Raw genomic sequence first — 14,923 nt, 5'->3', positions numbered from 1 at the left:
TCCCGAGATAGTCGTTCCGCGATAGTATCCCTTTTATCGCATCTGAGGGCCCGTCCGCTCCGGCGTTGTTCCGAACTCTGTTTATCGGTGCGGGCGGTCTCGGCAATGCGACCGTCCTATCCCGATTGCCGACAGAATATCAAAACGACAGAATAAACTTTTTTAATCGTCTGAAGTCGTTTCATTTACTTTCTTCGACCGATTCCACCTGCTCTCCGAAGAATGCGCGCGGGGACCTTTCTTCCCCCTCTTTCTCTTCCTTGTAGTATCGATGGTAGTGGTTGAAACTGTGGGTGTGCCCCCCTCGGTGCAATACGGGCTTTATCTCGATGTTGCCCTTTGCAAGAGCGAATGCGCTCTGCTCCCTGTACGTATAGATGTTCAGCTCCCCTCTGTTGCCTTTACCGTGCCTGATGCCCATGATTGCCCTTGTGGCCTCCATCGTGATCGGCGCTTTGGATATCATGGACCTCATCGGTCGTTGGTTCTGACCATCGCTGATGAACACCAAATATATTCCGCCGTTCTTCCTGGCTATCGCCTCTCTTGCGGTCATTTCGATCATATTCAGGGTTGCTCCTCCGAAATCGACCGCAAGCTCCAGCTCGCAACTCTCGGAATTGTAGTAACAGCCGGCGGACGACATCTTTCCGCTCCATACCATTTTTTTGAAAGTCTGGTTCCCGTTTCTGAACTCGCGCCTCAGTACCGCTATGACCATTGCGACCAGAACAAGAATTATCAGTACTGCGAATATTATAATCGCATCCACGTCACATAATACACATCTGGAACATATTATGATTACGTTGTTAATACCGGTTAAAAGAAGTTATTATACGCACATATTCCCATAGACGATTCGAGGCATACTATGAAGAAATGGCGTTGCACAGTTTGCGGTTACATACACGAAGGCGATGAGCCCCCGGAGGTCTGCCCTCAATGCGGAGCACCGAAGGAGAAATTCGAACTATACGCCGATGGCAAGAACATTGACGCCAAGGAAGAAATTTCGTACGTCGAAGGCGATACTGTCACCGATGTTGTCATAGTAGGCTCCGGAGCGGCGGCGTTCGCTGCCGCCGTGACTGCAAGGAGCAACGGTTCCGAAGTCGTCATGATCGAAAGGGCCGCAAAATTAGGCGGGACCACCGCCAGGTCGGGAGGCGGCTACTGGATTCCCAGCAACCATCTTCAAAAGAGGGCCGGGTACCATGACAGCAAGGAAGATGCCATGCGCTACATGGCACGCTATTCGTTTCCCAATTTATACGATCGGAAAGCTGAAAGGTACGGCCTGACAGAGCACCAGTTCGACCTCATCAACTCGTTCTACGACAACGGCTCCGAGATGGTCGAATATCTCGAAAGAATAGATGCCGTACACTCGATAATGGATATCGGCTGGAAAGGTAAGGCCCAGGTCGACTATGCGGACCACCTCCCCGAGAACAAAGGTATCCGCGGACGCATCTTGTTTTCCAAGACTCCCGAGGGCAAGCAGAGCTACGGTTTCAACCTGATCCAACGCCTCGAGGAGTGGGCGAAAAAGAACGGCATCATAATAATCACGAACTGCCGCGCCGGTGACCTCATTAAAGAGAACGGTAAGGTCGTCGGAGTGGAAGCCGAATCTAACGGCAAGAAAGTCAGGTTCCTTTCACGCCAGGGAGTCATGTTCGGCACAGGCGGATATTCGCATAATGCTGATTTGATGCAGCATTTCCAGCCCGGACCCGTTTACGGAGGGTGTGCGGTCCCCACCACCACCGGAGACTTCATTTCCATCGCTGGAAAATCAGGGGCGAAGATAGGCAACACGCACGGCGCATGGAGGGCGGACAGCGCTATCGAGCTCCATCTGGATGATCCAAACGGCATATCCAACATTTTCTTCATGGTCGGCGACAGTGTAATCATGGTCGACAAATACGGAAAAAGATACGTCGACGAGAAGCGCAATTACAACGACAGGGGAAGAATGCACTTCGAATGGGACCCTCAGAACGCAGAATACAAAAATATGCTCACGTTCCTGGTCTCCGACGAGCGTACCGCATCTATGTGGCAGGGCCATATGCCATATCCCAAGAAGGGCAACCCGATCCCAAAATATCTGATAAAAGCTGATAGCCTTGATGCTCTGGCAGACGAGATTGCCGAACGCCTCGGGAAGATCGCTGGCCACACCGGAGGTTTCTCACTCGCACCGACATTCAAGGAGAAGCTGAAAGAAACTGTCAAAACGTTCAACCGGTACGCCAAAGACGGAAAGGACCCGGAGTTCAGACGTGGCGAGTTCGACTACGATTTGGAATGGACATCGTTACCGCCATCGGACCCCGCTGCGGAATGGCCGGAGAAGGGTACGAAGAACTACAGCATGCATCCGATCGAAAAGCCTCCCTATTACGCTGTGATCCTAGGCTCCGGAACTCTCGATACCAACGGAGGGCCTGTCATCGACGGGAAAGCCAGAGTGCTAGATTGGAGCGGGGTGCCCATAGACGGACTATATGGTGCAGGTAACTGCATCGCATCTCCCACGGTGGAAGCATATTGGGGCGGAGGAAGCACGATCGGCCCCGCAATGACCTTCGGATATATTGCCGGAAAGCAGTTGGCCTCCAGAGACAGGTTCGAACCGGGTGTTTGAAAATGATTGATGACAAAATGATTAAAATCGTGAAAGGCGGACCCTATATCGTATCGGGATCGGTTCCGATATATGAAAAAGTCATCACCCCCAAGGGCGAAGGATATATCTGGACGGACGGAAAGGAGATAGAACAAAAAGAAAAGTACACGCTATGCAGGTGCGGGCGCTCAAAAACTTCTCCTTTCTGCGACGGCAGCCATTCCAAATCCATCGCGTTCGGTGGACGGGAAAAAGCAGACATGGCCCCTTACGAGGAAAGGGTGAAAGTGCTCGAAGGCGAGACATTGGATCTAAGGGACGACGGCAGGTGTGCCCTCGGGCGCTTTTGCCACACGGACCTGGGAAAGGTATGGACCCTTGTGAAGAACTCGGGGGACTCCGAGTGCCGCGAAATGGCCATAAGGGCCGCGTGCGAATGTCCTGCCGGCAGGCTCACCGCATATGACAAGGACGGCAAACCATACGAGGATGTTCTTGAGAAGGAGATTGTGGTGATCCAGGACCCGGAGAAGAACTGCAGCGGCGGTTATTACGTAAAAGGAGGCATAAAGCTGATCTCGGCCGAGGGCCGGGAGTATGAGGTGCGCAACCGTTACGTACTTTGCAGGTGCGGACATTCGAGGGACATGCCGTTCTGCGATGCGAGCCACATAGGGTATCGTTTTAAAGCCTGATAGATAGATATACTTAACATGGCTCAAAACGATTACAGAAGGCCCATATTGTTGAGCTTATTCGCAATATTGGAGATACTGGGTGGCATTATAACAGCGGCGATCGGTGCGTTCTTCATATTGGGAGGAGCGATTTCCCTTCCTTTCGCACTCCCCGCCGGAATAACACTCGTGGTGGCAGGCGGCATAACGATAGTGGCAGGCCTTATCATGATCATGATAGGAGTGGCCATGTTCTCCGGAAAGAAGTGGGGATGGTGGTTCGCAGTGATCATGACTGCACTGGCACTGATATTCAGCCTTATCTCGTTCAACATCGTCAGCGTGATTATTGAAGCGATCGTGCTCCTGTACCTTAACATGAAGAACACGAAGGGATGGTTCGAGATCTGATCAGAAACTATCCAACGGCACGAACACTTCGCTAGCCCTTACGACCATGACCGGGCACTTAGCGTACCTGATGACCTTTTCAGCAACGCTTCCGACGCGCATGTCCGTCAGACCGGTGCGTCCCAGCGTGCCTATGACGACAAGGTCGTATTCCGAGGAGCGCTCCGCGATCTCTTTGTGAGGGACCCCGTCCTCTATTATCGGATCGACGTTAAGGCCCAGAATTGCGCCCTGATGGATCACCCTGGTCACGGCTTCCTTGCTGATGTCGTTGAGCTCGGCCCTCGCCTCGTCGGCGTTCGTGCGGGGGATTTCCCTGATATCATTGATGCTGATCGTGCTGACCTTCATCCCTAAACGAGATGCCAGGCGGAGACCGCTGCGCACAGCCGACTCGTTGGCAGCACTGCCATCGGTAGCTATTAGCATGTTTCCGAACCTTGTGCCCTCTTCCTCATGCTCGGACTTGCGCACGACTATTACAGGACAGTGTGCCAGCTTGATCACTCTTTCTGCGACGCTTCCCACAAGCCACAGCGAAACGCCCGATCTGCCTATCGAACCGAGGATGATGGCCTTAGCGCCTATCTCTTCGGCCTTTTTGACGATTTCGACCGCCGGTATACCGAACTCGATGAACGGTTCGACGGGAATGGCCCTCTTGGTCGCCTCGTCTACGGCGTACTGTACTGCCGCCTCCCCGGGAGATACGTCGTGCTCTCCTTCTTTCAGAGGTTCATCGCTCACATAAATTACAGCTATTTCGTTTTCAAGAGCGGATGCCAGATCGAGGGCGTATTGCACCGTTTCCTCGCTTACTCTGCTGCCATCCGTCGCTATAAGGATTTTGGACAACTCTTTATTCCCCATTCGCGGCCACGTTACGCACCGCAGTGTTCTATAATGTTTTTCATTGAAGAACCTTGCGATGGATGGGGCCTCTGACAAAGAAAAATATGGTAAAAAGTTTGGAAATGCTGTTTGTGAAGCTTATGCTTCCCTTCTCAGGAATATCAGCCAACCGAGCACGAGCGGAACCGCCCCCCAAAGGAATAGGGTGATCAGTGCCTTAGATATCTGAACGGTTGAACTGAAGAGCGAGGATATGCTTCCTCCGGCTATGTTCAGCAGGTACCAATAATCTCCGCCTGGCTGCACGACCGTCAAAATCACAGATATGATCTGGGGAACCATAAGCACCAGGAAGAAGGTCATGAGCGCAGATATGCTTCCCTTCTTGGAGATACAGCTAAAGAATACCGCCAGGCCCGATACGGCGAATATGTAGGCCATCGCCATGCCGATGGATTCCAATGTTTTCGAGGTGACCGCTCCTTCGAGTACCAATGAGTGTACCGCTGAAACGCCGTAAAATCCCAAAACCACGAGCAACGTGATAGCGTAGCATGCCAGGAACTTACCTACGAAAATTGTGGTCTTCTTGACAGGTCTTGTGAACAGCAGCAGATAGGTCCTTTCCTCGAACTCGGAAACTATTGTGAACGAAGCAAAGAGAACCGCCCCCAACAGCACAATGAAAGAGATATTGCTCGCATGCCAAGACATTATTTCTTCAGGGGTTGATAAGAATGCCCCGAACTCTTCCCAGTAAAACGCCGGGAGAGCTATGTCTATCACAAGGAACAGCGCGGTCAGCAATATGAAGAGGAGAATCTTCTTCCCGCTGAGGAACTTGCGCATCTCGTTCTTTGCTATGACCAGCGACTGTCTGAGGTCGTCGCTCGTAATGCTTACTTTTCCTTTTCTGAATTTGAAAGACTCTGTTAACGACATGGAATCACCTCGACTCCTTGATGAGGCTCAGATATGTGGCTTCGAGCGATTCGTTCTCGTACATATTGTACACTCCTATTCCGAGATCTGAGATCGCCCTGAAAAGATCGGGGCTGCGGGCAAATTCCGACGGCATCTTAGCCTCTATGTCGACTCCGAACCTGGAAGCGGACGTGATCCCTGAAATCGCCGCGACCTTTGCCACATCGTCAGTGGTCGGGGTGTGGTCCAACTTGATTATTATCTGTCTGGCGCCCGATCTTGATGTGACTGCATCGATCGTGTCGTCCAGTATCAGCTTTCCATGGTTCAATATCGCAACGCGGTCGCAGAGGTCGCTGACCTCATGGAGCATATGGGAGCTCATCACTACCGTAACGTCTCTTCCGTTCCTGATGTTTTTGAGGACATCGCGCATCTCCGCCATGCCCCTCGGATCGAGGCCGGATGTCGGTTCGTCCAATATTATGATGCTGGGTTCGTCCAGGAATGCCTGTCCGAGGGCGACCCTCTGCCTCATGCCTTTGGAGAATGTGCCGATCTTCTTGTCCGCCCATTCGGTCATCTTGACCATTTCCAGTATCGATGCTGTCTCCGCAGAGATCTTTTCGCTGCTCATTCCGATTAGCTGTCCCAGGAGCTCGAAGGTTTCCCTTGGGGTCAGATATGTGTAGAACTCGGGAGTCTCGACGACGGTCCCGACCCCGGTCAGCGCAGCCTTGGGATCCCTGGTCACATCTATGCCGTTGATGTATGCCTCTCCGGAGGTTGTGTTGATCAGATGTGTCAGCATCTTCAGGGTTGTGCTCTTTCCGGCACCGTTGGGGCCTAGAAGACCTGTAAAACTGTTCTTTTTAATGTTTAGGCTTAGATTATCGACCGCGGTAAATTCACCGTATCTTTTTTCTAGGCCGATAATCTCGATTGGGTCTCTTGTTATGTTTAACCCTCCTTAATTTTGCCATTCTAAGTATTGTATTAATATGTTGCTAAACGACAGTTTATCATCATATATATTTCACATATCAAACATAGTGCTCCTTCTTTGACAAACATCATTAAGTTCACTGTGCATCTGGTTTCGATGCAGAATGATTTCGCCCCGAACAGTTTCTTCGGAAGAATATACGAAGGCAAAGAGCTAAGCAGCGAGGACCCCGACTATCGGGAATTCGCCGATGCCTTGGAACGTGCCAGATGTATATGCGACGAATATAATGAACTGAGGAGAAGGACTCCGGAGGAAAGAAGAGAGATGCTGGGAAGGCTGCTTATGGATGAGATCGACCCGGATACTATGATAAATCCTCCGTTCAGATGCGATGTGGGCTTTAACATAGTGTTAGGGAAACAGGTGCTCATCAACTGCAACTGCACGTTCCTGGACTCGAACCGCATAACCATAGGAGATTTTGTCATGATCGGCCCCAATGTGACGATTATCACTCCCGACCATTCCCGTGACCCCGCGAGAAGACGCGTGATCGGGACCGTTTCCAAACCCGTCACGATAGAGGATGACGCCTGGATCGGTGCCGGTTCGATACTGCTTCCAGGCGTCACAATAGGAAGGGGCTCTATTGTCGGAGCGGGGTCCGTCGTCACCAGGGACGTGCCTCCCGGAACTACCGTGGCTGGCAATCCCGCAAGACCGATAGGTGTCAGATAATGTTCGGAATAGTGATCCCCGGGGAATATGTCACGGGCAGCCTGTCAGGCGACATAATGCTTTTTATCATTCCTATCAACCTCATATTCATATTCTCAATGATGTTCTGGGAACGTTCCAACCCCAAGAGCACCATACTTTGGCTGCTCGTCATGTTGTTGTTCCCGCCCCTGGGATTCATACTGTACCTGTTCTTCGGACAGACGTTCTATTCGAAATATGCGTTCAAATCGAAGGCCCACTACGACGGGAGGCTCAGAAGGGCTGTTGAAAGCCAGAGGGTACGCCTCCGGATGGACTGTTCTTTGCTTGAAAAGAACCAGCCGGGAAGCGGCGAATTCGTCAGCACGATGATGAAGATCGGGCATAGCTACACGAACGATAACAAGATCAAAGTCTATACGGATGGGCGGGACTATTACAGAGACCTTTTTGAAGATATCCGCAAAGCAAGGGAGACCATAAATTTCGAGTTTTACATTATCAGGGACGATGAAATGGGTTCCGCCCTGATCAACCTGTTTATCGAGAAGCTCAAACAGGGAGTTCAGGTCCGGGTCATGTGCGACGCGTACGGTTTCGGAAAGGGACCCAAGAAGAATATGAGGGAGTTCGTCAAGGCAGGAGGCCAGTTTACGCTGTTCCACAACCGTGCGACCTGCCTGCTTACCCCGCGAAAGAACAACAGGAACCACCGCAAGATAATGGTAGTAGACGGCAGGATCGGATGGACAGGCGGCCACAACGTAGGTAACGAATACATAGGAAAGGGGCCGCTGGGCGACTGGAGGGACACCAGCGTCAGAATCGAGGGCGGAGCCGTCCTTGGAATGCAGATCAGGTTCTTGACGGATTGGAGATATGCCACAAGAATGGACATCACCACGGAGGACATCTTTTACAAGAACGTGCCTGGAAACGGAAAGGAGATCGTGCAGATAATCTCCGGCGGGCCCGATGTTCTGGAGAGCAGCCCGGTTCACGGTCAATATATGATGATGTTTACGCGTTGCAGGAAGACCCTCTACATACACACTCCGTATTTGGTGCCGGACGAGGCCGCGTTGTCGATGCTGAAGCTGGCCGCAACCTCAGGCGTTGACGTCAGGATAATAATACCTGACAAGCCCGACCACCCCCTCGTATACTGGACGAACCTGTTCTATGCCAACCTGCTGATGCAGGCAGGAGTCAGAATATACCACTACAAGAACGGATTCATTCACTCCAAGGCCATAGTCGCCGACTCGTACTATTGTTCTGTCGGCTCTGCGAACCTGGACGAACGAAGCATGAACCTTAACTTCGAGACCAACGCGATGATATACTCTCATGATGTGGGAAAACATCTGTCCGAGGCGTTCCTCAAAGACCTCGAAAAAAGCGTAGAGTTCACCACCGAAAAGTACGGTGAAAAGAAGATAAGAGATTCTGTCAAGATCGCTTTCTGTAGACTTGCCGCGAGTCAGCTCTGATTTCGTTTTCCTCAGGTGGCCTGCGATGTCTCCTGGAGTTCATTACCGTCTGTCCCAGTTGGACGAATCCCACGGACGGCGTATGCCTGCAGAACTCTGTAAGGGATACGAGGCCCATGCACGCCTTTGTAGCCAGATTCTTCTCGCGTCCGATCACGCTGTTCTTTCTTTTCACAATGCTGTCCAAGAACCCGTCTATGTCCGAAGCTTCCGAAATCGTGACGATTTTTCCAAGTTCGTTCAGAAGGTGCCCGTCTGTGCCTCCGGTGATGCCGAGGTCGTACTTCGTCGCACATTCGCATGCGACCATATTGGACCTGCGGGAGATGCCTCCGCTGATAACTTCGAACGCATCCAGGCGTTCAGCTTCCGAGACGGGGATGTAATTTTTTCTGATACATACTTCAAGCCCTTTGTTAGAACCGAGGTATCCCATGGGATGCGCGGCTGAGGTCACACAGTTCTCGTTCTCGAGAACGTCTAACAACCTTGCAGTCGGCATGTCCCTCAATGCGATCCACTGGCACTATCTGATGTGCTCCCTTATGTGATTGTCCCAAAAGGCCTTCAGGTCTCTCCAGCTGTAAAAGTATGTCAATATATGAGGGCCGTCCGACGTGCTCACTTCCATACCCGGGATTATGAATGCGTCGCTCTTCATCTCCATTGCGTCCAACACTCCCCCTATCTGGTTGTGGTCGGTGATTGCTACGCCAACGCCCCGATCTACAGCAAGCCTGACGACGTCCTTCGTTTGTGTGTAGCTGTCCGAATAATGCGTATGAAAATGCATATCCGCACATGTCTTGCCCGAAGAGACCGTCAATGCCACATCGGGCCTTTTGAATTCTATGATCTGGGTCATCTTAAGCAGAGTTGCCTCCACACCTGCTCCGACTCTGCAAGCACCGCTTCTGTGTCCAGGGTGCTGATGACAGCATTTTCCATAACGAGGTCCCCTTGGCACATTGTATGTTTGACATTAAGGCCAGATGCAGAGTAGGCTATGTTTCCGATTATGTTCTCGGGAAGCAGAGGCCTCATGTTCGGTGCCTTTCCATCTAGAACTATTATATCGGCATATTTTCCGGGCTCCAGCGAACCTATCTTGTCGGCCATTCCCACCGCTTTTGCACCGTTGATCGTTGCGAAGTCTATCAGTTCTTGCGCCTTGGCCACTGTTGCATCCCATCTGCTGGCCTTCTGAAGGAGTCCCAGTATCTTCATTTCGGAGAACATGTCCAGGGAATTGTTGGTTGTGTTCCCATCGGTCCCTATGGACACGTTCACCCCGCCGGAACAGAACTCGGGGATCGGGGCCACTCCGCCGGTCGCCAGTTTCATGTTGGACGCCGGACATGTGGATACCGACAGGCCCGACATGCCTATTAATCTGACTTCGTTCATAGTCAGCCATGCAGAATGTGCCGCGACTCCTCTGGGTCCGAACACTCCGAGGTCTGCAAGCCATTCGGCCGGCCTCTTCCCTGTTGATTTTCGGTGTTCGTTGACTTCCCCCCTTGTCTCCGAAAGGTGGAAGTTCATCGGCAGTTTTTCCCTGTCGGAAAGCTCCTTTGCCCCCAGGCATGTCTCCTCGTTGCAGACATAGACGCCCTGCAGCCCCACGCCCGGCACTATCTTTCTGACATTTTTATTTGAATTACAGAATCTGGCACAGTTCTTCAGGGGATTTCCGGACTGAGTAGTCTTGTCTTCGTCGAGCACGCACCAGCACAGCACACCGCGTATTCCGGCCTGCTGTGTGGCCTTGGCGATGATGTCTTCCGAATAATATAGGTCCATAAAGGTCGTGGTTCCGCTGCGGATCATCTCCATGCATCCGAGCTTTGTCCCGACATCGATATCGCTGTCGGTCCTGTCGGCATCGATTTTAAAACTGGAATTGAGAAAATCCGGGAACAGCAGGTCGTCTAGCGAACCTTTCATAACCGACATCGCGACGTGGGTGTGGGTATTGACCATCCCTGGCATGACGACATCGCCTTCTGCATCGATGTCCCTGTCGGCAGAGCCTTCGTATTTCGGCCCCGCATAGATTATTTTCTCGCCTCCGACGGCCACATCTCCCCTGTACACATCCCTGCTGGGATTCTGGGTGACGACCCATCCGCCGCGAAACACTGTGATCATAGTCCCGGTAAGCTGCTATGCGACTTTAACGTTTTCCGGAATTCAAAAAACGGATATATTCATAGGGCATACTAAGGCGAGTGTCGACACGTATTATTTTCCTAGGGACCGGAGGCGGTCGGCATACGACGATGTATCAGACACGTTGCACCGGTGGCTTCCTTCTTATGGAGGGAGAGGATATCATTCACGTGGACCCGGGGCCAGGTGCATTGACCCAGATGAACAAAATAAGGTATGATCTAACCCGTACCGATTCCGTGATAATCTCCCACGCGCACCCTGATCATTATGCCGATGCGGAGTCGGTGATCGAAGGGTGCGCGTTCGGTGGTTGGAAGAAGAGAGGACACATTTACGGAAGCGTCACCGCGCTGAAGGGGCAGGACAACCTGGGACCTTGTATATCGAAATATCATCAAAATATCGCCAAGGACTGTACAGTCATCGTCCCGGGCGATGTGCTGGAAATAGAGGGCCTTAGGACAGAAATATGCAAGTCCCAGCACAGCGACCCCACGAACGTAGGGTTCAGGTTCCACACTCCCGATGGCATAATTTCATACGTAAGCGATACCGACTACACGCCCGAGATAGCGGACCAGTATATCGGATCGAGAGTCTTGATCCTTCCCGTAACCGCGCCCGACAGCATGCATATCAAGGGACACCTGTGCACAGACCATGCGATATCTTTCATCGAAAGGGCAAAACCGGAAATCGCCATCTTTATCCATCTGGGCATAGTCATGATAAGGACCGGCCCGGAGAAACAGGCAGAGAAAACGGAAAAGGCCACGGGAGTCACTACCGTTGCAGTAGGTGACAGGACCATCATGGACATTGGTCAGGACATAGTGTTCCATGAGGCCCAGGTCTATGAGGGAGAATGGATACCGAACAGCTCGCCCTGATCATACGGGATAGAAACCGTTCATCCCCGTGGGGAGACCCGTAATTGTGGGCTCCACCCAATCGGTCAGAGGCCTGTTTTCGTATTCGACACTGGTATATCCGATGTGATATTGACTGTCCGTTGTGGTCTCACATCCGTAATATTTGGTAGAAACGCCGTCGATCGAAACGGTCTGAAAAATCTGGTAGTCGCCGACATAGCTTGGTGTTGAGTAAGAATACGGGTTTGAGGTAAGCTTTACTCCCGCCATCGCATGTCCCGGCACCATGGCAACAGCCGCATCGTACCCCGCAGCCTTGAAAAGAAGAGCGCAAAGGAAAGATGTGTCCTCGCAGTCTCCTGCACCTTGCATTATGGTCTCAGTGGGAAACGCCCAGTATTCGCTTGTGCCGTATAGAAGTTCGTCGGGGCCCCATTCTTCGCCGTCGGATGTGGCATCAGGGTAGCTGAACTCCTCCTGCACGAACGTAAGAATGAACGATGCATAATCATAATTGCCCGCCGTGGCGGCAATGGACATCTCTTCATAATAAAGAGCAGCAAGCTGTTCTTCCAGTTCTGTGACGACTTCGCTATCGGATACAAAAGGGGCGATCAGGTATTCGATGGTCGAGACGTTGCTTATGCTGCGTTTCCCGGTATACTCGGCCGCAGACAGACAGTCGCCGTACTGGAACTTGAACTCCAGCGTGAAATCGATCCCTCCTGTCTGATCGGCCGAATAGGTCGGGTCGAAAGTCCATGAATAATTCCTGACAACTTCTCCCTGGAGGACGAACGTGCCCGAATAAGTGCTGCCGTTGACCTGAACCATCACCGAATAGCGGCCTGGTTCCAGCGTACATGCCATCGTCCTGCCGTCGTCGCTGAGCGTTGCTCCGTCGGGCATGCTATGCCCGGTATAGACGTACGTGTCCACTCCGTCATACTGGTACAATGCCTGGTCCAAAGACCTGATGCCCCAGGTATATCCCCCTAGCGATTCCGCGTTCATCGTTAAGGTCACAGCGCAAGATCCGTCGGTGGGGTCCGTATCGGATGGGTCGGACACTATTGCTATGACTCCCGACCCTACGTCACCATCGGCATAAAGAATATATTCGTCGGCGACAAAGGGATCTCCGCTCGGATTTATCCATACGACATAACCTATAGCGCCGGCGGAAAGGACCGCAATGGTCGCGATCAATGCAATGAGCATGTTCCTTTTCGACTTCTGCGGTGCTTTGGCCTCTGGCTGCCATGGTGCAACCCCTCGATCGATGTTTGCTCCGCACCGTATGCAGAAGCTTGCGCTGTCCTCATTCTCGGAGCCGCATTGCGAGCAGAACACACTCTAACAAAGTCTATACGGCTATTATAAATTTGGCAAAATGAGAAGGACCGCCCGAGATGGAGAGCTATCGGATCGGAGATAGCAGGGACATCCTTAAAAGTGGGATGTTGATTTCCGGGACAATGAGCATAGAGTCGGAAGTGCTGGAAATAATAAAGCCCAAGCAACATGAGATCGAGCGTATCTTTGATGCAGCGAAGAGTCTCAAGAATATGGCTGAGAATTACATCCGGGACAACGATCTTTCGGCCACCGAAGTGCGGTTCGTCGGCTCATTTGCAAAAGACACGTTCCTTTCCGACCCCGACCTTGACATTTTCCTTATGTTTCCCCCTGGTGTTCCCCGCGAAATACTGGAGAGCGAGGGGCTGAAAGCCGGAGAGGACATTCTTCACGGTTCGCGGATGTATTCGGAACACCCTTACACCCGCGGAAAATTCATGGGACTGGATGTGGATATGGTCCCTTGCTATATCCTCGAGAACACCAAGAAGCTGCAGTCCTCGGTGGACAGGACCCCATTTCATACGGAATATGTGCTCTCCCACCTTAAGCAGGAGCAGAAGGACGATGTCCGCCTCCTTAAGAAATTCATGAAGGGGATCGCTGCATACGGTGCAGAACCCAACACCCGAGGTTTCTCCGGATATCTGTGCGAGCTCCTTGTCATCAAGTACGGGAGTTTCAGACAGGTTCTTGAAGCGGCATCCGAATGGAAAGAGGGGGCTGTGATCGAGATAGAAGGCAGAGGGCCGGTATCCGTCGCCCCTATGACCGTCTACGACCCGGTGGATTCCAGGAGGAACGTCGCATCCGCTGTACATCTGGACACGATGTCCCTTTTTATTGTCGCCTCGCGGGCGTATCTTCAAAGCCCGGATATGAGATTCTTCTTCCCCATAGATCGCCACGTGATGACGCAGGAAGAGCTCAGGGGCAAGGCAGAACACCACGGCTCGCGCCTTCTTACGATCGTTTTCAAGAGACCGAACGTGATAGAAGACAACCTATATTCACAGCTGTGGAAGACCCAATACGCTTTGACAAGAAAAATGAACGAGTTCGATTTCACGGTGCTGAGGTCCGTCCATGAGATGGATGACAGAGAGATGAGGATCGTTTTCGAGCTGGAGCGCGACCTTCTTTCTAAAACTTTCAAACACGTCGGCCCCCCGGTAGGCGTTCCGAATGCAGACTCTTTCCTTAAAAAGTGGAAGAGCAACGAGTACGGAGAGCCGTTCATTGAAGACGGAGATTGGAACGTTATAGCCGAAAGGATGTACTTGACCGCAAAAGAAATGCTCTCTGAAGAGGCTGCTATAGCAGGCATTGGACGAGAGCTGGACCCGGAGACCATGACCATAAGGGACCACGAGGACACAATAAAATGTACCCCGGCAGACCTTCTGACCGAGCTTCTTGACCCCCGGATGAGCTGGGAGAACTGACTCAGAAGAAGGGCGGGTTGATCAAAAGTATCGTGATGCCCAGCGCAAGCAGGAAATACATCGCGTAGTTAGCAATCATGCTTTTACCATCGATCATCTCCACTCTGACCTTTAACACTGCCAGCAGTTTCTTCATGAAGACGATTATCAGTATGCATATCAGTAGCCCGACGAGCCACATGCTATCTCCCAGAGTGTATGTAAAGGACCATACGATACCGCTGAGCAACGCCAAAAGAATAACTGCGAAGAACACCTTCGTATTGAACAGCTCTTTGAGAATGAACTCCTTCTCATCGAACTCGGTAGGAGTGAACTCGTAGGTCTCTTCGGGCTCCTCCTTTATTCTCCGTTTCTTCTTTGCCATCGCGTGCTAATCCTAGAACTTAGATATAAAGATTTACG

At 51.8% G+C, this 14,923-nt stretch carries 16 protein-coding genes; 7 read left to right on the top strand and 9 right to left on the bottom strand.

From position 1 onward, the window contains the following. Positions 1-181 precede the first annotated feature (181 nt). A complete protein-coding gene (locus VB016_02685; protein MEA4977445.1) occupies positions 182-772 on the bottom strand; it encodes a hypothetical protein in 591 nt (196 codons plus the stop codon). A 102-nt stretch (positions 773-874) separates the two neighbouring features. Here VB016_02685 and VB016_02680 point away from each other — a divergent pair, with 102 nt between their 5' ends. Genes VB016_02680 through VB016_02670 form a run of 3 tightly spaced genes read left to right on the top strand, consistent with a single transcriptional unit; the run spans position 875 to position 3,729 of the window. Next, a complete protein-coding gene (locus tag VB016_02680; protein MEA4977444.1) occupies positions 875-2,659 on the top strand; it encodes an FAD-dependent oxidoreductase in 1,785 nt (594 codons plus the stop codon). 2 nt (positions 2,660-2,661) lie between these two features. Continuing rightward, a complete protein-coding gene (locus VB016_02675) occupies positions 2,662-3,336 on the top strand; it encodes a CDGSH iron-sulfur domain-containing protein (protein ID MEA4977443.1) in 675 nt (224 codons plus the stop codon). An 18-nt stretch (positions 3,337-3,354) separates the two neighbouring features. After that, positions 3,355-3,729, top strand: coding sequence for a hypothetical protein (locus VB016_02670; GenBank protein ID MEA4977442.1), 375 nt, complete (start codon positions 3,355-3,357; stop codon positions 3,727-3,729). Here the strand turns inward: VB016_02670 and VB016_02665 are convergent, their stop codons facing one another. From VB016_02665 to VB016_02655, 3 genes are all read right to left on the bottom strand, one after another. Beyond that, positions 3,730-4,599, bottom strand: a complete 870-nt coding sequence (locus VB016_02665; GenBank protein ID MEA4977441.1) for a universal stress protein — start codon at positions 4,597-4,599, stop codon at positions 3,730-3,732. A 120-nt stretch (positions 4,600-4,719) separates the two neighbouring features. Then, complete coding sequence (locus VB016_02660; GenBank protein ID MEA4977440.1) at positions 4,720-5,523, bottom strand: ABC transporter permease; 804 nt, start codon at positions 5,521-5,523, stop codon at positions 4,720-4,722. Between the two features lie 4 nt (positions 5,524-5,527). Further along, positions 5,528-6,439, bottom strand: coding sequence for an ABC transporter ATP-binding protein (locus VB016_02655; GenBank protein ID MEA4977439.1), 912 nt, complete (start codon positions 6,437-6,439; stop codon positions 5,528-5,530). 129 nt (positions 6,440-6,568) lie between these two features. Between VB016_02655 and VB016_02650 the strand changes: the two genes are divergently transcribed. Next, positions 6,569-7,192 (top strand): sugar O-acetyltransferase, encoded by a 624-nt coding sequence (locus tag VB016_02650; GenBank protein ID MEA4977438.1) that lies wholly within the window; start codon positions 6,569-6,571, stop codon positions 7,190-7,192. Continuing rightward, on the top strand, positions 7,192-8,667 hold the full coding sequence (cls, locus tag VB016_02645) for a cardiolipin synthase (GenBank protein MEA4977437.1): 1,476 nt from the start codon (positions 7,192-7,194) through the stop codon (positions 8,665-8,667). The genes VB016_02650 and cls overlap by 1 nt, the downstream gene beginning before the upstream one ends. Here the strand turns inward: cls and VB016_02640 are convergent. The 3 genes from VB016_02640 to VB016_02630 are packed head-to-tail and all read right to left on the bottom strand — an operon-like array spanning position 8,627 to position 10,818. Further along, positions 8,627-9,169, bottom strand: coding sequence for a PHP-associated domain-containing protein (locus tag VB016_02640; protein MEA4977436.1), 543 nt, complete (start codon positions 9,167-9,169; stop codon positions 8,627-8,629). The two genes, cls and VB016_02640, sit on opposite strands and share 41 nt — an antisense overlap. A 24-nt stretch (positions 9,170-9,193) precedes the next feature. Continuing rightward, the gene (locus VB016_02635) at positions 9,194-9,553 is read right to left on the bottom strand and encodes a PHP domain-containing protein (GenBank protein ID MEA4977435.1); all 360 of its coding nucleotides are present in this window, start codon (positions 9,551-9,553) and stop codon (positions 9,194-9,196) included. Continuing rightward, positions 9,529-10,818: an amidohydrolase family protein gene (locus VB016_02630; GenBank protein ID MEA4977434.1), complete on the bottom strand. Its 1,290-nt coding sequence runs from the start codon at positions 10,816-10,818 to the stop codon at positions 9,529-9,531. The genes VB016_02635 and VB016_02630 overlap by 25 nt, the downstream gene beginning before the upstream one ends. A 131-nt stretch (positions 10,819-10,949) precedes the next feature. On the opposite strand from VB016_02630, the gene VB016_02625 reads away from it, so the two are divergent. Continuing rightward, positions 10,950-11,732: an MBL fold metallo-hydrolase gene (locus VB016_02625; protein ID MEA4977433.1), complete on the top strand. Its 783-nt coding sequence runs from the start codon at positions 10,950-10,952 to the stop codon at positions 11,730-11,732. Here VB016_02625 and VB016_02620 read toward each other — a convergent pair whose 3' ends face one another. Then, positions 11,733-13,067, bottom strand: a complete 1,335-nt coding sequence (locus VB016_02620) for a zinc-ribbon domain-containing protein (protein ID MEA4977432.1) — start codon at positions 13,065-13,067, stop codon at positions 11,733-11,735. Positions 13,068-13,192: 125 nt separating this feature from the next. Here VB016_02620 and cca point away from each other — a divergent pair, with 125 nt between their 5' ends. Further along, positions 13,193-14,518, top strand: coding sequence for a CCA tRNA nucleotidyltransferase (cca, locus tag VB016_02615; GenBank protein ID MEA4977431.1), 1,326 nt, complete (start codon positions 13,193-13,195; stop codon positions 14,516-14,518). 1 nt (position 14,519) lies between these two features. On the opposite strand, the gene VB016_02610 is transcribed toward cca, so the two are convergent. After that, on the bottom strand, positions 14,520-14,885 hold the full coding sequence (locus VB016_02610) for a hypothetical protein (protein ID MEA4977430.1): 366 nt from the start codon (positions 14,883-14,885) through the stop codon (positions 14,520-14,522). Positions 14,886-14,923: the final 38 nt, after the last annotated feature.

This window comes from Methanomassiliicoccaceae archaeon (genome assembly GCA_034928305.1).
Taxonomy (GTDB): Archaea; Thermoplasmatota; Thermoplasmata; order Methanomassiliicoccales; family Methanomethylophilaceae; genus VadinCA11.
The sequence above is the reverse complement of the archived record's forward strand: the minus strand, read 5'-3'. Positions and strand labels throughout refer to the sequence as shown.